Source organism: Butyrivibrio sp. DSM 10294 (assembly GCF_028539135.1).
Lineage (GTDB): Bacteria > Bacillota > Clostridia > Lachnospirales > Lachnospiraceae > Butyrivibrio.
This window is the reverse complement of record NZ_JANSWL010000080.1, coordinates 45,978-64,517: the sequence shown is the minus strand read 5'-3', so window position 1 is coordinate 64,517 and position 18,540 is coordinate 45,978. Positions and strand designations below refer to the sequence as shown.

Annotated in this window: 20 protein-coding genes; 1 reads left to right on the top strand and 19 read right to left on the bottom strand. The window is 43.3% G+C overall.

What is annotated here, in order from left to right:
* Positions 1–86: 86 nt before the first annotated feature.
* The 5 genes from NXH67_RS11935 to NXH67_RS11915 form a co-directional block, all read right to left on the bottom strand.
* Positions 87–542 carry a hypothetical protein gene (locus NXH67_RS11935; protein ID WP_022780137.1) on the bottom strand — a complete coding sequence of 152 codons (456 nt, stop codon included), beginning with the start codon at positions 540–542 and terminating at the stop codon, positions 87–89.
* The gene (locus NXH67_RS11930; protein ID WP_272797510.1) at positions 539–1,228 is read right to left on the bottom strand and encodes a polymorphic toxin-type HINT domain-containing protein; all 690 of its coding nucleotides are present in this window, start codon (positions 1,226–1,228) and stop codon (positions 539–541) included. Before NXH67_RS11930 ends, NXH67_RS11935 begins: the two co-directional genes overlap by 4 nt.
* Before the next feature lie 83 nt (positions 1,229–1,311).
* Positions 1,312–1,647, bottom strand: coding sequence for a hypothetical protein (locus NXH67_RS11925; protein WP_026518519.1), 336 nt, complete (start codon positions 1,645–1,647; stop codon positions 1,312–1,314).
* Positions 1,648–1,689: 42 nt separating this feature from the next.
* On the bottom strand, positions 1,690–2,007 hold the full coding sequence (locus NXH67_RS11920) for a hypothetical protein (RefSeq protein ID WP_155840173.1): 318 nt from the start codon (positions 2,005–2,007) through the stop codon (positions 1,690–1,692).
* A 9-nt stretch (positions 2,008–2,016) separates the two neighbouring features.
* Positions 2,017–3,657 (bottom strand): polymorphic toxin-type HINT domain-containing protein, encoded by a 1,641-nt coding sequence (locus tag NXH67_RS11915; RefSeq protein WP_272797509.1) that lies wholly within the window; start codon positions 3,655–3,657, stop codon positions 2,017–2,019.
* 168 nt (positions 3,658–3,825) lie between these two features.
* Here NXH67_RS11915 and NXH67_RS11910 point away from each other — a divergent pair, with 168 nt between their 5' ends.
* Positions 3,826–4,386: a hypothetical protein gene (locus tag NXH67_RS11910; protein WP_272797508.1), complete on the top strand. Its 561-nt coding sequence runs from the start codon at positions 3,826–3,828 to the stop codon at positions 4,384–4,386.
* Between the two features lie 39 nt (positions 4,387–4,425).
* On the opposite strand, the gene NXH67_RS11905 is transcribed toward NXH67_RS11910, so the two are convergent.
* The 14 genes from NXH67_RS11905 to NXH67_RS11840 form a co-directional block, all read right to left on the bottom strand.
* Positions 4,426–5,112 (bottom strand): DNA alkylation repair protein, encoded by a 687-nt coding sequence (locus NXH67_RS11905; RefSeq protein WP_272797507.1) that lies wholly within the window; start codon positions 5,110–5,112, stop codon positions 4,426–4,428.
* A 12-nt stretch (positions 5,113–5,124) separates the two neighbouring features.
* Complete coding sequence (locus NXH67_RS11900; protein WP_272797506.1) at positions 5,125–6,105, bottom strand: Gfo/Idh/MocA family protein; 981 nt, start codon at positions 6,103–6,105, stop codon at positions 5,125–5,127.
* Between the two features lie 56 nt (positions 6,106–6,161).
* The gene (locus NXH67_RS11895; protein WP_022778993.1) at positions 6,162–6,509 is read right to left on the bottom strand and encodes a hypothetical protein; all 348 of its coding nucleotides are present in this window, start codon (positions 6,507–6,509) and stop codon (positions 6,162–6,164) included.
* A 3-nt stretch (positions 6,510–6,512) separates the two neighbouring features.
* Complete coding sequence (locus tag NXH67_RS11890; protein WP_022778992.1) at positions 6,513–8,672, bottom strand: ATP-dependent helicase; 2,160 nt, start codon at positions 8,670–8,672, stop codon at positions 6,513–6,515.
* A gap of 212 nt (positions 8,673–8,884) precedes the next feature.
* Entirely contained in the window at positions 8,885–9,874 is a 990-nt protein-coding gene (locus NXH67_RS11885) for a DUF4003 family protein (RefSeq protein ID WP_272797505.1), read from the bottom strand.
* Positions 9,875–9,931: 57 nt separating this feature from the next.
* On the bottom strand, positions 9,932–10,123 hold the full coding sequence (locus NXH67_RS11880) for a helix-turn-helix transcriptional regulator (RefSeq protein ID WP_022778990.1): 192 nt from the start codon (positions 10,121–10,123) through the stop codon (positions 9,932–9,934).
* Between the two features lie 3 nt (positions 10,124–10,126).
* Positions 10,127–10,654: a hypothetical protein gene (locus tag NXH67_RS11875; RefSeq protein ID WP_272797504.1), complete on the bottom strand. Its 528-nt coding sequence runs from the start codon at positions 10,652–10,654 to the stop codon at positions 10,127–10,129.
* Between the two features lie 210 nt (positions 10,655–10,864).
* Positions 10,865–11,614: an SIMPL domain-containing protein gene (locus NXH67_RS11870; protein WP_022778988.1), complete on the bottom strand. Its 750-nt coding sequence runs from the start codon at positions 11,612–11,614 to the stop codon at positions 10,865–10,867.
* Positions 11,615–11,650: 36 nt separating this feature from the next.
* On the bottom strand, positions 11,651–12,418 hold the full coding sequence (locus NXH67_RS11865) for a response regulator transcription factor (RefSeq protein WP_272797503.1): 768 nt from the start codon (positions 12,416–12,418) through the stop codon (positions 11,651–11,653).
* Between the two features lie 93 nt (positions 12,419–12,511).
* Positions 12,512–14,266: a sensor histidine kinase gene (locus NXH67_RS11860; protein WP_022778986.1), complete on the bottom strand. Its 1,755-nt coding sequence runs from the start codon at positions 14,264–14,266 to the stop codon at positions 12,512–12,514.
* A 310-nt stretch (positions 14,267–14,576) separates the two neighbouring features.
* Positions 14,577–15,398, bottom strand: coding sequence for a carbohydrate ABC transporter permease (locus tag NXH67_RS11855; protein ID WP_022778985.1), 822 nt, complete (start codon positions 15,396–15,398; stop codon positions 14,577–14,579).
* Positions 15,399–15,400: 2 nt separating this feature from the next.
* On the bottom strand, positions 15,401–16,312 hold the full coding sequence (locus NXH67_RS11850; protein WP_022778984.1) for a carbohydrate ABC transporter permease: 912 nt from the start codon (positions 16,310–16,312) through the stop codon (positions 15,401–15,403).
* A gap of 111 nt (positions 16,313–16,423) precedes the next feature.
* Positions 16,424–17,776 carry an ABC transporter substrate-binding protein gene (locus tag NXH67_RS11845; RefSeq protein ID WP_272797502.1) on the bottom strand — a complete coding sequence of 451 codons (1,353 nt, stop codon included), beginning with the start codon at positions 17,774–17,776 and terminating at the stop codon, positions 16,424–16,426.
* Positions 17,777–17,867: 91 nt separating this feature from the next.
* A complete protein-coding gene (locus tag NXH67_RS11840; RefSeq protein WP_272797501.1) occupies positions 17,868–18,407 on the bottom strand; it encodes a hypothetical protein in 540 nt (179 codons plus the stop codon).
* Positions 18,408–18,540 lie beyond the last annotated feature (133 nt).

Sequence of the window (18,540 nt, the reverse complement as noted above, 5' to 3'; positions counted from 1 at the left end):
CAACCGCGTGTAATCACTCAAATAGATGATATGGACGACCTTGGTTAATAGGGTCGCCCATCTTTCATAGCTTCCAACCCGAGCAATCAGATATATTGCTTCATAGCACTTTGAATATATCTGGCCAAAGCAGGGATATCCTCTATAGCATTATCACAAAGTTCAGTAAAACGTTTATTCCCAAAATAATCATTTTGAGAAATCAGTTTTTCACGAATCAGACTTTCTGTTCCTTCACTATATATTTTTTCGTACCATTCATTTGTTTCCAGTAATGATAAAATATATGTCTGTCTAGTACTTCTGGGATGAACAAATATTTTCCACTTCATTTTTCCTTCATAAGCTTCTAAAGCACTAATCAAATAATTATGTTTTATTTTCGAAGCATCATAGATTCTATATGATATGAATGGAATATATCTATATCTGCACTCTTCATGATACATTGTCACACGCATCCACTCTACTTCAAAATAAAAACGAATAATCTCAGAAATTATCTGCTCATTTTTATCCATCGCCATCCCTTTCCATTTCATTTTGTAAATACATGAAAACCATTTGGATTTAGTCCACTTAATATTCTAAAGTAATCTGCCTTTAGCACAGGCGAATCTGAATATCTTGGGTCAAAAATATATCCTCCATAAGAATAGACTTCATGATACAAATATTCTTCAACACTTCCATATTCCATACATCTTATTAGCTGTCCATTTGTGCCCTCTATCCTATAAATCTCACCAATGTTACCAGCTTTTCTAAAATAATAATCAGCTATTTCCGAGCAATCAACTCCAATTTCTTCTCGATAACAATGATAGCCTTCCTTTAATAGCTCATTCATCCCTGGTAGCATTTCACACATATTATGCACAAGTACTTCTATATTCCCTACAAAATATGTGTGATAATCTTCTACTGCAAAATTATAAACATGTATCGGGCTCTGCAGATGCTCCCAGCGCACAGTCTGAAGATGTAATTCATTTCCTTCAGAATCCACAAGTACGGAATGTTCACTTAATTCACCGGCAGGAACAAAACCGAGGTTTTTAACATAAAATGGGTGTGATGGAGTAGTTATTATCTCTTCATCATCTATAATAAGGTGAACAAGTTCAGATGATTCATTTATATACGCCTCAAGAACACGTTTGTATTCTACATCTCCTGTCTCAGGGTCCTCTGAAAGCACTATGTCTCCAAAATTGGTACCAGTCACTGTGAAAATAAGTTCACAGTGACTGGTACTTTTATCTTATGGATTAATAAGGCTCAAAAGTGGTCCCTACACTTTCTTAATATCTAAATACATGGATCCTCACTATATATTACAGAAACTCCATCATGTATTTTTTCAAAACTGAAGGCTTCAATTAATGAGTAAAAGCAATCAAGCGTATTATTAAAAGCCTCTTCTTGCGTATCTCCTCGTCCAATCACATTTATATATTCCCTATTATCGTTTTGAACAAGCAAATTAGCATATCCGCAAAACTTTCCTTCCATATTTTCATATATTTTTACTTTGTATCTTGCTGCTGGCGCCTTTACTACATCCCAAACATCATACTCTGCAACACATTTTTCAATCGCAATTACATTACTATTATATTTTTTTAAGTCTTTCCAGCTATTCAACTTATACCTCCATTTAAAGATTAAGAAATAAATGGCCTTTACTTAATACATATCAAAATCCATATAACCAATCTTGTTATCTAAACTTTCAACATTTTCTCCAATGACCTTATATAAATATTCAACAGTCCTATTGATAACTTCTTCAACAGTTCTTCCTTCCATACATATGCCATAGTATGCTCCAAGCTTATCCGCAATAGTAATGCTTGTAATTCCCTCGTAATAATTGTCATTGACCTGAAACACCTTAATGCCAAATCTCCTGTCAGGAATGATCTTTACTCTAATTAAATATTCTCCAACCTTTTTCTTAGGTTTTATATGACCCTTGGCCATCCTATTCGTCCAATCTTCCATATCGCCCCCTTAATGGTCTATAAGGCCAAAAGAGATAATAGTTCCATCAGGTGCAACATCAATGTATTTACCATTTTTCATGAACCTAGTTGCACCCTCGACAAATCCATCTAGTGGTTTACCAGTAGCGCCTCGCAGGTTTCTTAGAAAATTTAATGCTTTCTGATAATAGTCAGGTACAGAATCTGCACCGACCTCATCTCCATGTCTAATAAAATGGTCTTCCAATGAATTAATAATTGAGTCATAACTGCCCTGATTCCAATTACTGTACGCCCCATATCCATCATCCAAACCACACGTATTATGCACAAGTACTTCTATATTTCCTACAAAATATGTGTGATAATCTTCTACCGCAAAATTATAAACATGTATAGGGCTCTGCAGATGCTCCCAGCGCACAGTCTGAAGATGTAATTCATTTCCTTTGGAATCCACAAGTACGGAATGTTCACTTAATTCACCTGCTGGAATAAAACCACGGTCCTTTACATAGAATGGGTGTGATGGAGTAGTTATTATCTCTTCATCATCTATAATAAGGTGAACAAGTTCAGTTGATTCATTTATATACACCTCAAGAACACGTTTGTATTCTACATCTCCTGTTTCAGGATCCTCAGAAAGAACATACTCACCAGCTTTGATGTCTTCTATCGGAACCAGCCCTTCATCTGTTGAAATAACTGTCCCCGCCACAAAACAGGATAATCCTTCAATTCCGCCAACAACAGCTGCTGTTGCTCCACCAACTATTGTCCCTCCGAGAAATGCGTCCGCAGCGGCATCATATGCTGCCCGCCATATTTCATCGGAGCTCGCTCCTTTAGCATATGCTATTCCGGCGCTTATTGCCCCAATCGCCACAGAACAGAATGCCTGGCCAGCAACCGCTGCAATAAACACTGTCTGCAAAGCACAAGCTGATATGCCCAGTTCAGGAGCAATTGCTGCTATTCCCGCTGCTAAAGCGATGGTTGCAACAATAGCCAATCCACAGCCTATTTTCTGCTCATTGCTCATTTGCGGCCACATTCCGGAATCATCTATCTTATTTACCGGATCATTATCGCAGTATGCAAATAAATTGAAGCCATTTACATCAGAAGATACACCAGCTATCTGTGAATCAGCACTTATAAACCTATGCACCTTAGGATCATAGTACCTTGCATTCAGATAATAGAATCCCGTCTCCTCGTCGTAATAGTATCCCCTGTAACGAAGCGGGTTCTTGTCAAGAATCCCCTGCTCATCCCGAATGGTAACTTCCTTCTTCTTAATCGTAGTGGTAAAGACGTTCTCAGTCTTTGATACTGGATTGCCCCAGAGATCATATTCGTAGGTTCCAACAAGGGTTGAATCGCTGCACCTATAGATTCCTATGATGTCGCCTTGACCATTTCTTGTATAGAAATAGTAGGTTTCTTTGGAATACTCTCCATTTTCTTTTTCCTGGTAGCCAATCTCTGTTACCAAACCGTCAGCATCGTAATAGAAGTTTAGTCTGTACTCATCAGTCTCCTGAGCAAGAAGCATTCCTGCATTGTATATGTATACAGTCTTTTTTCCATCAACATCCTTTGAAAGTCTCTGTCCGTCACTAAAATAGCTGTACTCATATGAATGATCACTGTTTGAGACCATGCAAAGGCTTCCGCTACTGGTATCCCAGGACATGTCATAGCCAAGATACTTTTTGGGATTGCCGCAATCATCATAGATTATCTCATTTCCATTATAGCTTATTAGCTTGTCTCTCCAAACAGCATCATAAACATATTCCCCTGTATCATCTTCATTCTTGTCGTTATCATGTACGAGCTCGGAAATGATATTTCCACCGGCATCATAAGTATAGTAATAGTACTTTACAGTTCCATGGAACAGTCAATGGAACTTAGGTGTGATCAGGTGACTATTGGTGGCATGTCTGATCGTGAGCGCATTCAATATATGGAAACAATGCTTATGGTGATAAAGAATCAGAGCACGTCGAAAGCAGGCCACTCATCAGCTTCTGGGCTCTATGCGCTTACGCTTGTTTCGAATTGTCCCGTAGACCTTAAGGAACGCTTTCTTGCAATATCCAAAAAGCACTATAATCAGTCCTTATATAAAGACCTTTCTATGGTCACTGTCGCAGCAATGATATTCATAGCTTCATATACAGTATTCTTCAGTTCTCACTATGAACCGCCTATGGATGATATATCGCCGGATTCTTCATATCACGAGATTGATCCTGCTACAGATACTCTGGTTATCGATGGCTCTTACTGCTACATCCTCTGCAGTGACGGGGCAACACTGGATGTATCTGAAAATATAATACAGGTATGGAAAAAAGATGGAGGGAGAGTTATAAGAAAATGAAACGAAGGATCAGATTACTAACTATTCGGTGAGGGTTAATTACTTTATCTTCAGTTTTTTCAAATATTCCTTCTGCTCCGGTGTAATACGGTAGCTCTCCACAGCTTTCTGAATTGCCTTGTTGTGAGTCCATTTATCGAGTTCCTTTTCCTCAATAAAAGGAAGTATTGTATCATACTGCTTGGCCAGGGCTGTGGCAAAATACCAGGCAATCATCATGTTAATGTAATATTCCTCGGACCTGATTACAGCAACCTTCTCAGGGTAGCTGATATCGAAATCCTCGTCAAGAAAATGCTCCATCAGCATTCCGATGGCGAATCTTACGGTGTAGGTCTTATCTGACTTAAGCCACTTATCAATCTCCACAAGGAGCTTATCTCTGTGCTTCTTGAATACCTTGGGCGACATCTGGTCGCAGGTGGCCCAGTTGTCCACATATGGTAAGAACGCATTCAGTTCTGCCATGGCTGTATCTATATTCTTCTCTCCCGAGATAATAAAAGCATGAAGCTGATTCTCATCAAAATATTTATGTGGAAGATCCGTCAGAAACTCTCCAATATCCTTTCTCCCCCCATATTCCTTAGCCAACTTTCTAAGCTCAGGAGTCCTGACTCCTATCATCACATCCTTTTCAAGAGTCGGAAAAAGACCGCTCTGAAAATCCCTGTATTTGATATCCTGAAGTTCAAAAAGTCTGTCTCTTATCTCTTCTGTTATCATATTCGCCACCTGTTATAACCAAAAACCTATCTCATCCAGCACCTGATCGATCACCTCTGCGTTCCTGATAGAAAACTCCGGAGTGATATGGGGCTTCTCATCAGAAAGGATACATCTTGAAAGGTTCTCCACCTCCAGGGCATAGTTCTGTGGAACTGAGATCTTCCTCACGGTGGTTCCATCCTGATTGAAGATAGTATAGCTAACCTCACCCTCCTGGTTGTACTCCACATCAGACCTGATGCTACCCTTGCTGCCATGAATATACAGCCTGTCAAATCTGGAATTGGTGCCGATTCCTAAATTCATTCCCACATTAAAGGAGGCTCTTACTCCGTTTTCAAAGCCCATGATGGCAGTTGTAAGAAAGTCAACTCCAAGATCTGTAAACTCCGCTGTAGCCTGGATGTAGGAAGGTTCTGAATCCACCAGGTTAAGTATCATTGTGGTGCAATAGCAGCCAAGGTCGTACATGGCTCCGCCGCCGTGCTCCCTGTGAAGCCTGAAGTCCTCCTTGTAGCCCTGGGTAAGAAAAGCGCTCTCTATGTAATCGATATCTCCGATAATTCCGCTGGTTACATCCTTCTTAAGGCTCTCCACATAGGGACTGTGAAGATATGCATAGGCCTCCATAAGGATCACACCATTCTCAGCGGCGATTTCAAACATCTCTCTTGCCTCATCGGCGTTAAGGGCCAGAGGCTTCTCGCAAAGGACATGCTTTCCATGGGACAGAGCTTCGTTAACCCACTTAATATGAAGATCATTGGGAAGCGGAATGTAGATAGCCTGAACCTCAGGATCCAAAACCAGTTCTTCGTAGCTGCCAAAGGCCTTCTCAAAACCAAATTCCTTCTTGAACTTCTCTGCCTTCTCCTTACTTCTTCCGGCAATGGCATACAGCTCGCAGCTCTCCGCCTTCTTCATGCCCGGAATAGTACAGTTTCTTGCAATGTTAGCAGTTCCCAAAACTCCCCATTTTACCTTCTTCATGTCGCTCTCCTTTCGAGGCCTTACCATGGTTGTCAGTTAAGTGTTTTAAGTATTATTTATTTTCCCTCAAGGTCTGCCACGCGAACAGGTTCTCCGTTAAGAAGAATATATCCCGGTGGAAGCTTGGAGGCATCGGCCATAGAAGTATACTGACGCTTATTATAAGTGTCATAGACACCTTTTTCTTTGTGCTTGTGCGGCATCGCTCCGGAGGTATTGCCACGTTTGTTATACGTATCATATTTAGCGGACTTAGCCATTGTCTGACCGGTAATAGGCCCTGTCATCACATTTTTATTAACCGGTCCCTTATTGGCATTTTTATTGGCAGCGGACTTCTTAACTGCGCTCAAAATGACTGCTATCACAACCATATATACGACGACATACAATAATTCATCCATAACTCAGCCCTCCAGTTTGTTAAGTCGTACTTTGCATGAGATCTGCCTTGGTGTATCCATCTCATCGAATTGAACCGTATAGCTCTCTTCTTCATAATTCACATCGACAATGATGCCGGCGCCGAATATCGAATGTTCAACCCTGGTCCCGGGTTCCATTACATTCAGCTTCATGGCACCCTTGAGATGCCTTGAATCATTCTCGATAAACTTGCGGACATTGGTAAGCATTGCTTCATCCGGCTTCTCGGTAAATTCCAGCTTGTCCTCATCTATATCAAGTATAAACCTTGAAGGATATCTGGGAATACCCTCAAAATTCCTTCCTCCGGCCTCTGAGATAAAGAGCCTCCTCTGAGCTCTTGTCATGGCAACGAAAGCAAGGCGTCTCTCCTCTTCCATTCCCTCAAGGGTATGGATTTTCCTCGAAGGGAAAATACCTTCATTCATACCGCAGAGGAATACATAAGGAAACTCCAGTCCCTTGGCGGCATGGACCGTCATGAGCCTGACCTTATCTTCACTTCCTGCCTCTGCATCTGCATTGGTAAAAAGAGCTATGTGCTTAAGATAATCCTCAAGGCCTATCTCCTCGCCGCAGGTGGTCTCATACTCGAAAACAGACTGCTTAAGTTCAGCTAGATTATCGAGCCTGTCCTGAGCACCTTCCTTACGAAGCATCTCCTCATAGCCGCTCTTTTGCAAAATCTTAGTCAGTACTTCGGATACTGCTTCGCCCTGATAATTCTCGGCAAACTCCTCGATAAGACTGATGAAGCCCTTAGCACCGGTCCCCCTTATAAGCTCATTATCGATATTGTCGTTAAGAGCAGTGTAAAGTGAGCATCTATGCTCCGCAGCGTATTCCTCAAGAAAGGCCATACGTCTTTTTCCGATATTCCTCTTAGGAACGTTGACGATCCTTCTAAATGAAATGTCATCCTTGTAAACAACCATTCGGAGGTAACACAATGCGTCCTTGATCTCCAGCCTTCCGAAGAACTGCACTCCGGAATAGATGGTATAGGGAATCTTCTCCCTGATGAGTCCCTCCTCTATGGTCCTTGTGACATAATGGGCTCTGTACAGAACAGTCATATCCTTGTAGGATACGCCCATGCCCTTCAGCACCAGCATCTGGCCGGTGATCCAGTCTGCCTCGTCGGTAGTATTGGGAGCCATATGGCACAGGACGCTGTCTCCTGCCGGAAGCACTGCTGTAAGCTCCTTCTTGATTCTCTGAGTATTCTTATCTATAAGTGAATTGACCGCTGACAAAATCTGAGGTGTGGAGCGATAGTTGTCGTTCATCATTATGGTCTTAAGATTCTTGTGCCCCTTATCAAAATCCAATAGATACTTCACATTGGCCCCGCGCCAGGTATAAATGGTCTGGTCGGGATCTCCCACGATAAAAAGATTCTTGTGATAAGCCGATAACACCTCCATCAGCTCATACTGGAGGCCGTCAATATCCTGAAACTCATCTATCATGATGTATTCAAGGCGTTTCTGCCATTTTAACTTGATCTCTTCATTCTGCTGAAAAATGTATAGTGTGAACTTTATCAGATCGTTATAATCAAGGCCAAAGCACTTCTTTTCCTGATAGAGATATCCGTAAAAAAGAATGTCCTTAACCTCTGTGGCCCTGTCATACTTTTCTTTTAACTCATCGATGGACATGGAGATCATATCAAGATAGTAATCGGGTCTCTCCTTGATCTTCATGATCTCGAACATATCCCTGGCATTACTGTAGGTCATGTCCCTCATGGAGAGATGCCTCTCCTCGTATATGATATCCAGAATGTCATCAATATCTGAATTATCAAGAACAAGGAAGCTCTTGGGATAACTGACTGCGCTACTGTCCTCCTGAAGGACCGACACGCAGAAACCATGGAAAGTATTGATGTAGCCTGTGTCATTATCCCCCGTAAGGTAATGAATACGCTGCCTCATCTCATTGGCGGATTTGTTGGTGAAGGTCACGCACAAAATGTGACCGGGCATGATACCAAGCCCCATCACCAGATAGGCGAACCTGCGGGAAAGAGCCCTGGTCTTGCCACTGCCGGCTCCCGCAATAACTCTCACATATCCTTCTGTAGTTGTAACTGCCTCCCTTTGAGAGTCATTTAATCCTTCCAGTAATTCCATTCCAATACCTTTCTGTTCCTGCCCATGTCAATAGAGCAAAATGCCTGCTCCGGGCACGTTATATAAATGAGTATAGCATCTGCCTCTCCCGCATACAATACAAAAACCAAAAATATGTTCGATTGCAAAAAAGCGCATAAAAAAAGCAGGAAACTGTCGTCGCCGGCAATTTCCCGCTTGTATTTCACTTTCCGTTCAGGAAACAATATATATCAGTGAGATGCATTGGCTGCAGCAGTTGCAGATACAGCAACCATCATCATCATGAATGCGATCTCTTCTGCAATTACCATTGCGATAGTGCTGTCAAAGGCTGAAGCGCCGCTAAGTACACCTTCATCCATGATTCCTGCATAAAGAATAGCACCAAACATAAGTCTCTGTCTCTCGGAGCAGTCCAGCATTCCGAAGCCCTTCTGAGTCTTAAGAAAATCTGCTGCATCCACAACCTCATTTACTATCTCTTCCGCTCTGACGTTAAGTCCCACCAATACTCCAAGAGAAGCAAACTCATAATCCTTGCCGTACTTAACACCGGCATCCTTGAAGGCATTGTAGATTTCCACTACCTTGCTGCACTTCTCAGCTATTGTGCCCTTCTTCATGGTGAGGACCTGAGCCAGAGAATATACTGAATTGTCATGGAAAGAAAAATCTTTCTTCAAAGTCTGATAGGTTTCTTCCAGCTCTGTCAGAATGTCCTCGACGCTCTTATCTGTCATGGCAAGAAGTACTGCAAAGCAGGTGTCTTCCTCATTGGTAAGAACAGGGTGTGCCTTGTTCATGCCCTTCATAATGGCTTTTGTCTTCTCGATAATGCTGTCAGCCTCAGCAAATCTCCCTGCATCAGAAATGTTCATAGCTGCCAGGACCATAAATTTTGATCCGAATACCTTGCCCTGATGAAGCATCTTATAGGAAGCTGTTATCTCTTCCAGGTATCTCTCAGGATCAGCCTGCTGCGCAAGCTTGGCGCTTACCATAAGCTCATTCATGGTTCTGAAATCGGAAAAAGCGCCCTTATTCTTTCTAAGAAGTCCTCTGCACTCCTTGAGATATGCGTTATCAACTGTCTTGTCAGTCTCGGTATAAACCAGTGCCGAAGCAATCTTGATAAGGGAATTCTCAAGCACAAATCCCTTATTGATGATATTTCTGTTCTCTGCTAAAAGTTCGCATCTTGTCTGTAATGTTGTTTTCATACTCTTCTCCTTTATATAAAAAACATTGCTGTCTCAAACTGTTACTGTTCTAAAATTTCATTCCCAAAATAGATCATCCAGCGTCTTATCCAGGGCCTTGCATATCGCAATGCAAAGGTTAATGGTGGGATTGTAATCCCCTTTCTCTATAGCACTGATGGTCTGTCGGGATACCCCGCAGAGGGCTGCCAGCTGATCCTGGGACAGATCCTTGCCGGCTCTTGCGGACTTAAGTTTAAGATTCTTCATGGCTTAGTCCTCCTCTCCGGATCTGGAATCCACGATCTTTTTAACAAGGGCTGCTGCTGCAATGAGCGCAAGCCATATCACAACCACGATATTGGTTATTGGAAGTGCATCCCATCCCTCTGTTCTGAAGTCCCCCTCAAGAAATGCTGCTACTATAGGAGCCACATTGAAAAGGGTTACTAAAGCATAAATAATAATGTATTTCTTCCTGTCATTGTTAAGTCCCCAGTAAGCATCGTTCCAAATGCTGTATACGCAAAGCACCAGGCATCCGAAAAGCATTGCCAGAAGGTGGAGCAGAAAGTCATTAACGGGGAGCTTAATATCTGCAATCTTAATACACATAAATAAAACTTCAATAATAAGCATCGCGTAAAAACTGTATTTGTATCCGCGGCTCCTTATGATTTCCTGCCTCTCATCGTACTGAGTCTTGATCTTCTTGTCTGTATTGGTGAACTTCATGATCACAATAGAAAGAATAATTGCTACAAAGATTCCCAATGAAAAAACAATTGCTACACTTGCCATTACTATACCTCCTCGCTTATCGGCATTAAGATTAAATACTGTTTATTTATCTCTGTGATATTATAGTAAATCTACAGTAGCATAATGTCAAGTATATTTTACATTTATCTTTTCTGAATAGCATTTTTCATTTTGATGTTTTGGCAAAATAAACATAAAGAGCCGATGACCACTGGGGTTTACGGCTCTCTGCAGTCTACTAATCATATATCATTTGAGATCATATTCAAGTCTTACTGTGATGGTTGCGGTCTTGTGTCTTGAGCTGGTATCGAAGGCTCCGTCATAGGAATAGCTGCCGGTGCCTGAGTTCTTGGCTGTTATCTGGAATACTCCAAGGCTGGAATTCTTGAGCTTACCAAGCTTTGCTCCAGAGTTCCTGGCCACGATATCGATCCTGTCCTTGGCGTTGATGGAAGCCTTGTCGATAAGATCTAGCTTGAGCGCATCAAGGTCTGAATAGTAGTATTCGGGAGATCCGCTGGTGAGCTCCACGCCCTTGTCCAAGAGACTTGAAATATCCCTGGAGACCTTCTCCACATTGTCAAGGTTGCCGGAGGATACGGTGACGCTCTGTGTAAGTCTGTAGCCGTCTGCCTCTGAGCCAATGTAGTTGCCGTTCTCATCGTAGTTATCCTTGTAGGTTCTGCCGATGTCCACGGAATTAAAGACTACCTCAGATTCAGAAATACCATTGCTGGTGAGATAGTTCTTGACCAGCTCCGCATCCTTTTTAATCTTGGTATAAGCTTCCTGTGAAGTATAAGCAACCGAAGCGAACTCTCCTCTCCAGATAATTATGTCTGCTTCAAAATCAACGCTGGCACTACCCGTTGCGGATATCACATGGGTGCTCTCGGATCTGAAATGAGACAAGCCAAAGGCCAGTGCGATGCAGCTGATAACAATGCTGATGCCGATAATTATCGCGGTTCCAAAACTACTTTTTTTCTGTTCCATAATATTCTCCCCCTATCTTGTAATCTAACAAAATGGTCAGCCGACTTTGCTTGCTGCGTAGTCGGAATAACTAACTCCCGTGTACTTCTTAAAGCATCTGCCAAAATAGTTGGGATCCGGAATCCCCACTTCCGATGCAGCCTGGTACATCTTGACGCCGGATTCCGCTATCTTAACAGCCTTCTTCATGCGAAGCTCCAAAAGGAACTCGATGAATTTTTTGCCCGTATCCTGCTTGAACTTCCTGGACAGATAACTTGAACTAAAGCCAAATTGTCTTGCCAGGGACTCAAGATTCAGCTTGGAATCGGTGAAATTCTCCTCCAGGTACCTTATTATCTGCTCGGTATCGGTGGAGGCATATGCGTTTCCGGGAACGGTCTCTGCTTCTTTCTTGGCATTCTCCCAATAATCCGGCTCCGCATCCAGCTTCTTTTTGGCCCTCTCAAGGACCTGCTCTATCTCTTCACGGACCATGGGCTTTAACATATAGTCAAACACCGGAAGGCTTACGCACTTCCTGGCATATTCAAACTTGTCGATGGCTGTCATTATGATGATGACAAGATTGGGATACCTGTCTGTGGCTATCTCCGTGAACTCAATGCCATCCATGAAGGGCATCGAAATATCCACAAAAGCGATATCCGGCTTGAATTCATCAATGGTGTTGATGGCCTCAATGCCACTGGCCGCTTCTCCCACAACCTCCATATTCATGGCATCCCATTTAATGGCTGCCCGCATGAGTCTCCTGGCAGATTCCTCATCGTCGATTATCATAACCCTGTACTTTCTGTTCATTGCATATACCCCGTATATCCTTTATACCCTTCCCTATTGTTACGAGTTGCCTAGTTATGTATTATGATATCGAATTGCTCCATGTCCCCTATATCATAATACAAACTCAACTTCAGTATATTCCCCAATTTCGCTACGGATCCTGACTACATCCTTTTTGCCGGTGTAAATTCTTACCCTCTCTATGGTGCCCCAGAGGCCGAAGCTCTCGCTCTCCAGACCTTCCGACGCCTCATCCCCGGAAACAATAAACTTATTGATCTGCTGCTCGTCCATTCCCACGCCGGTATCCCTTACAACAATGTGAAGCCTTCCCTCTTCCATTCTGCTGGATATCCGTATGGTGCCGCTCTCGCCTTTGAGCCTGATGCCGTGGTAGATACTGTTTTCCACCAGAGGCTGCAATATCAGCTTGGGAACAATGCAGTCCTTGGTATCCTCGGCGATATCGTACTCGTCGTTTATAATGTCGCCATACCTTAGTTTCTGCAGTGATAAATAGTCCTGTACGATCATTATCTCCCTCGACAGCGGTATCTCTCTTCCGCCCTTACTAAGGAAGTTCCGGTAAAAACGTCCCAGTATTTCCAAAGCATCGTGAACCTTGTCAGCTCCTGCGTCCATGGCCAGGAACCCTATGGTCTCAAGGGAGTTGTACAAAAAGTGTGGTTTTATCTGCTCCTGCAAAACTCGCATCTCCGACTTCTGCAGTATTTTTTCCTTCTCAATCAGTGTGGTGATAAGTTCGTTAACATGATCGATCATGTTGTTGTAATCGCCCTTAAGCATCTCAAATTCGCTGTAGGGCACGTCCACGTCAATCTTCTGAAGATTGCCGGATTGTCTGTTTTTCTCCATAGCTTCGGACAGTTCGAAGACGGGACTTGTGATATTTTTCCTGATAAAAAAGCCCACGAACAGCGCCAGAACCACTGAAACAAAAAGCAGTGCCAAAAGTACATAAATAAATCTAAAAGGTATTCCCTCTCTTCCGTAGGAGGACACCTTAAGTATCACAATGGGCATGTCGCTGACCTTACAGCCCGATAACAAGAATCTTCCTTCATCTCCTGAGACATCTTTGTAGGACGTTGTCCTGGTTAAAAAAGTCTCATCAAAATAGTCGGAATACTTCCTGTTGCCTGCAAGGAAAGTTCCGTCACTTCCCATGATGCAAATGTCGTTATAACCAAGCTTGGACAGTTCCCAGTCAAAGACCCTGGTGGAAATATTCATCATCATTATTCCCGTTCTCTTCTGGGAATCAATGTCATAAACTGCTCTTCCTATGGTCACAACCGGCCTTCCGTCGGCCTTGGCTGCAATGCCGTTACTGTTAAGGGATACAACAGCCTTGCCCTTGCCTGAATATATGTCCCCACGCCAGCTGTCGGAGTTCATAAGATCATAATCATAATTATAGGTAAATCTGTTGGTGGCCACCATGATCATATCCTCTCTGAATATCATCACGCTGTCCACGCCCTCTTTGACATTGAGGATATACATGATGCCGTAGCGGGCATCATTGATCATGCCGATATCAACCTCTGCGGCATCAGCCCTAAGGAACCTAACCAGTCTGTCCTCGGTCATGATAAGTCTGGAAATTTCGGTGTAGTTGTTGATCTCAGAGTAAATGTTGCTGGAAAGAGTCTTGAGAACGCTGTCGGCTTCACTGCGGGTGTAGTCTATGCTTTCTTTTTGAACGATGATGTAGGTGGAAACGAGAAATGAGATGGCGACGACGAGGACGATACCAAAAATAATCCTCTTAAGGCTCGCCGAAAGAGAATACTCCCTGTTGTCCCTTATATGAAACTCCCCTATTTTACGCTTCTTCCCCATGTATAAACTCCCCTTTAAAGATACCATTTTCGAAACGGACGGTCAAACAAGTTGGAGGTAGGGGACAAAGTCCGGGGGATGGACTGACACAATAGAATTTTTGCTACCTTCGTTCCTTGATTTATGGACTCTCATCTAGGCGACCGGTCTCATTTCATGCTATTCAGAACAATCGCCCGGTCACCTATCTGATAGTCTCATAAATCATAGTCGCGGAGCTAATGACAAAAATTCTATTGCATCAGCCCATTCTTCCGGCCCCGGCAGTTTACACGTCCTCTTAATTGACTAAGTAAACTGCGCCCGATATTTAGCCCTTAACAGCGCCTGCTATGAAGCTGGCCTGGATTTTGCGGCTAAGGAAGATGTAGGTTATGAGGGTGGGGAAGGTGGCAATAACAAGAGCTGCTCCGATGGGGCCCCACTCTGTGGTATGCTGACCGGACAGCGCCTTAATACCAACCGGCAGCGTACGATGCTTCGAATCCGAAATAAATACATTGGCAAACATGAACTCATTCCAGCACTGAAGGAAAGAATACACACCAACAGTTGAGTAAGCCGGCTTCATCAGCGGAAGTATGATCCTGAAGAACGTTCCGTACAGGCTGCAGCCGTCAATCTTGGCCGCCTCATCCAGCGCTATGGGAATCTCCACCATAAATCCGGTGCAGATAAGGATCGCCATGGACAGCGCAAATGCTGAGTAGGGAACGATCAGAGTCGAATACTTGTTGAGCCAGTGAAGCTTGGAAAGTACAACATATACAGGAACAATGGAAGCCTGAATCGGAATTGTAAGTCCCAGCATAAAGAATGCATTTGTGAGCTTGCTGTGTCTCCATCTGATCCTGGTAATGGCATAGGTTGCCATCATCGCTGCGAAAATTGAAATAAAGATTGCAAGCACAGTAACAAGAATACTGTTAAAGAAGTACAACGCCATATTTCCCGTATTCAGGGCTGTCGCAAAGTTCTGGAAGAGCCACTCTTTGGGAAGTCCTATGACATTTGCACCGAATATTTCTTCATTGGACTTAAGTGAAAAGGTGAACATGAAATAAATGGGAAACAGATTCACCAAAGTCCATATGGCAAGAAGTATATATACTAAAGTTTTCTTAACTTTCATCGTCACTCATCCTTTTCTCTGAATGCTGCTGTAATAAGAAGTGCAAAGGCAAAGCACAGAATAATAAGCATAACCGATATGGTGCTGCCCATTCCGTATCTGTTCCTTAAGAACAGCATATTTTCAAGTAGTGTACTTGGAACCTCTGTGGTCTGGAAAGGTCCACCCTCTGTGAGGATACGAACAAGGTCGTAGGTCTTGAGGGAACCTGTTACCGCAAAGATTACACTTACTCTGATGATGGGCTTGATGATCGGAATAACCACATATCTGTCAATCTGCCAGGGTGATGCACCGTCCAGCATTGCAGCCTCTCTCAGCTCAGTAGACACGCCCTTAACTCCTGCATACATAAGGAGCATATGGTATCCGACATACTGCCATATGGTGGGAACTATGATACTGCCAAGAGCAGTCTTCACTTCACCTACCCATACGTGCTTGAGGTTAGAAAGATGAACCAGATCAAGGAATCTGTTTAAAAGACCGTAGTCAGGGTTGTAGATCTTGAGCCACAACTGACCGATAACTACAGTTGAGATCAGAACCGGCATAAAGAATACCGATAAGAAGAATCTCTCTCCCTTAGGCTTTCTGCCAAGAATAAGTGCAAGAAACAGCGCAAAAGGAAGCTGAACAAATACTGAAAAGAACGCAAGGATCATTGAGTTCTTCAATGAAGTCATGAATTTGATAGAACCGTTTGTGAACAGCTCCACATAGTTGCTAAATCCGATAAATGTCCCCTCTGAAAAGCCATTCCAGTCATACATACTTCTGTATACGGACACCGCTATGGGAGCGATCAAAATACTGATAAAAAGAAGCAGAGCCGGCAGAAGGAATAAGAAAATTGCCAATCCGTCGCTCAGTCTTCTCTTTCTTTTTTCCCTAACACCACTTTTTTCCGACATAGTTTTTCCCTTAACTTATTTTTTTAATCAAAAAGGCCCTTCCGCCTTCTCATAAGAAGTACGGAAGGACCTTGATCACTATTTGGTTCTTGTTACTTATAAAACCGGGTATTACTGAATATCCTTAGCAAGGCCCTCGATGAACTGCTGGCCGTCAAGAAGGCATCCGTAAACCTGATCTACATATGAAAGATATGTGTTAGCTGAATCAGCTGTCATAGCAGTATCGCCGAAGAGAACCATTGTGTCTGCGCCTGCAACGATGCTTGCAACAGTCTGTGTAAGCTCGTTAACTGATGATGTGTCGCCGTAAGGTGTCCAAGCAGGAAGTCCGCAGCCATCAAGATATCCATAGTGGCAGATGAGCTTACCAAGCTCGAAGGTGTACTCAGCAGCCATCTCAGCGTTAGGTGAAGAAGCTGCAACTGCAAGTGTGTCTGAAGGTCCACCGATGAGCTGTCCGAGTCTGGACTTGTCTGCATTGATTACAGGGAACTCACCAACTTTAACCTTATCCTTGAAATCAGCGTTAGCTGCGAAGTCTGCACAGTTCCATGTTCCGTTCATGTAGAATGCATACTTGCCTGCCATGAAGTTGTTCTTAACTTCGTCGTTTGTAAGGCCGATTCCTGAAGGATCGAAGTAACCGTTGTTTACAAGCCCCTGGAAAGTGTCAACAGCGTCAGCAACGTCCTGGTTGTTCCATGTAGCCTTGCCTGCGAAGATATCGTTAAGAGTATCAGCGCCTGCGCTCTTCTCGATAACTGACTCAAGATACTCGGTTACGCACCATGTCTCTTTTCCTGCGCATCCGAAAGGAATGATTCCTGCTGCCTTAAGAGCGTCGCAGCAAGCGATGAACTCTTCATAAGTTCCGGGAATCTCTGTGTAACCAACCTGCTCAAGGAGCTCCATGTTAGCGAAGAGACCAACGATGTTCATTGTAAGCGGCACACCGTAGTGCTTGCCATCGTATGTTGAGTTGCCCATCATAACCTCGGGAAGCTCGCTCTTATAGTTCTCATAAGCATCATCAAGACAGTAAACCTTGCCTGCCTCTACGAAATCGCCAAGGAATGCACATGACCAGGTAAAGAAGATATCAGGCATCTCGTTAGCTGATACAGCAGCCTTGATCTTGGTCTTGTAGGACTGGTTCTCAAAAGCTTCCCATGTGAAGTTAACATTGGGATACTTCTCAGCCATGTCTGCGATAGCTGCTTCGTAAGAATGACGGTTGGAGTCACTCTCTGTGGCGATACACCACATTGTCAGATCGATCTGCTCACCTGAAGCAGCTGTCTCTTCAGGAGCATCTGTCTTGGAAGTAGCAGCTTCTTCAATCTGGGTTGTCTCGGGTGCTGTCTCAGCGGGCTGAGCAGTTGTGCTTGCCTCACCGCACCCGAAAAGGGAAAGAACCATAGCCCCCGTCAGCAGTGTAGATAAAACTTTTTTCATTTTCATAACACCTCTCCTTTGTAAAAAATGGTTTAGGCAGTACGTCCTGCCGGTTCTATTCATGGCGCAAAGCGCTCAGAATCATGATGATCAGGGCTTATTCGCCCTCCTTCTGTGTGGGAACCATGGGCCACGGATAATCGATCGTCAGCTCATCCCCCTCCAGTTCGTAATATAGGTAAGCGTCCTGCAGCGGATCGTCATACATGAGCTTGATGCATTTCTGCTCTTCATCAACGCTGTAGCTTCCGTAGAAGATATTGTCCTCGCTGAACTTACCTTCCTCGGTAAACTGGTATGACCAGCCGTTGTCCTGAGTCCACAGGCCAACAACGCCGTCTCCGTCACTGCCGGAACGATGATATACGGATTTCTCGTAGAGAATGATATTGTCTCCGTCCTTGACATAATGAAGCTGAGTGGAATCGTCTTTGGTCTTCAGGTAGATATAAGAATCGTCTCTCTTATACTTGTATTCATCACCCTTGTAAGTGGCCTTGCCGTTACTATAAAGAGCAAGCACCTCCTGTGTTGGTTCATGATTGTACGCCCAGCTCTCGGTCTTTCTACCGCAGCCGGTAAGAGACAAAAGAGATAAAAATAAGACTGTCCCCGCTACCAATTTCTTCATTTTCATAACTTTAACTCCCATATCAACTAATTGATAAATACATGATAATAAAAAAAATGTGCATAATTAATGTAAATCTTTTACATCATTAAGCACATTTTTTACTTATTGCACACAAAAATATTAATCCTCGAATATT

Bases quoted from the DNA above. Each gene is read 5' to 3' on its own strand.
- NXH67_RS11845 (WP_272797502.1), bottom strand. From the start codon at position 17,776: ATGAAAATGAAAAAAGTTTTATCTACACTGCTGACGGGGGCTATGGTT.
- NXH67_RS11880 (WP_022778990.1), bottom strand. From the start codon at position 10,123: ATGAAGAATCTTAAACTTAAGTCCGCAAGAGCCGGCAAGGATCTGTCC.
- NXH67_RS11905 (WP_272797507.1), bottom strand. From the start codon at position 5,112: ATGATAACAGAAGAGATAAGAGACAGACTTTTTGAACTTCAGGATATC.
- NXH67_RS11865 (WP_272797503.1), bottom strand. From the start codon at position 12,418: ATGAACAGAAAGTACAGGGTTATGATAATCGACGATGAGGAATCTGCC.
- NXH67_RS11895 (WP_022778993.1), bottom strand. From the start codon at position 6,509: ATGGATGAATTATTGTATGTCGTCGTATATATGGTTGTGATAGCAGTC.
- NXH67_RS11885 (WP_272797505.1), bottom strand. From the start codon at position 9,874: ATGAAAACAACATTACAGACAAGATGCGAACTTTTAGCAGAGAACAGA.
- NXH67_RS11920 (WP_155840173.1), bottom strand. From the start codon at position 2,007: ATGGAAGATTGGACGAATAGGATGGCCAAGGGTCATATAAAACCTAAG.
- NXH67_RS11840 (WP_272797501.1), bottom strand. From the start codon at position 18,407: ATGAAAATGAAGAAATTGGTAGCGGGGACAGTCTTATTTTTATCTCTT.
- NXH67_RS11855 (WP_022778985.1), bottom strand. From the start codon at position 15,398: ATGAAAGTTAAGAAAACTTTAGTATATATACTTCTTGCCATATGGACT.
- NXH67_RS11915 (WP_272797509.1), bottom strand. From the start codon at position 3,657: ATGGTCTCAAACAGTGATCATTCATATGAGTACAGCTATTTTAGTGAC.
- NXH67_RS11870 (WP_022778988.1), bottom strand. From the start codon at position 11,614: ATGGAACAGAAAAAAAGTAGTTTTGGAACCGCGATAATTATCGGCATC.
- NXH67_RS11850 (WP_022778984.1), bottom strand. From the start codon at position 16,312: ATGTCGGAAAAAAGTGGTGTTAGGGAAAAAAGAAAGAGAAGACTGAGC.
- NXH67_RS11875 (WP_272797504.1), bottom strand. From the start codon at position 10,654: ATGGCAAGTGTAGCAATTGTTTTTTCATTGGGAATCTTTGTAGCAATT.
- NXH67_RS11890 (WP_022778992.1), bottom strand. From the start codon at position 8,672: ATGGAATTACTGGAAGGATTAAATGACTCTCAAAGGGAGGCAGTTACA.
- NXH67_RS11910 (WP_272797508.1), top strand. From the start codon at position 3,826: ATGTACGAGCTCGGAAATGATATTTCCACCGGCATCATAAGTATAGTA.
- NXH67_RS11935 (WP_022780137.1), bottom strand. From the start codon at position 542: ATGAAATGGAAAGGGATGGCGATGGATAAAAATGAGCAGATAATTTCT.
- NXH67_RS11900 (WP_272797506.1), bottom strand. From the start codon at position 6,105: ATGAAGAAGGTAAAATGGGGAGTTTTGGGAACTGCTAACATTGCAAGA.
- NXH67_RS11860 (WP_022778986.1), bottom strand. From the start codon at position 14,266: ATGGGGAAGAAGCGTAAAATAGGGGAGTTTCATATAAGGGACAACAGG.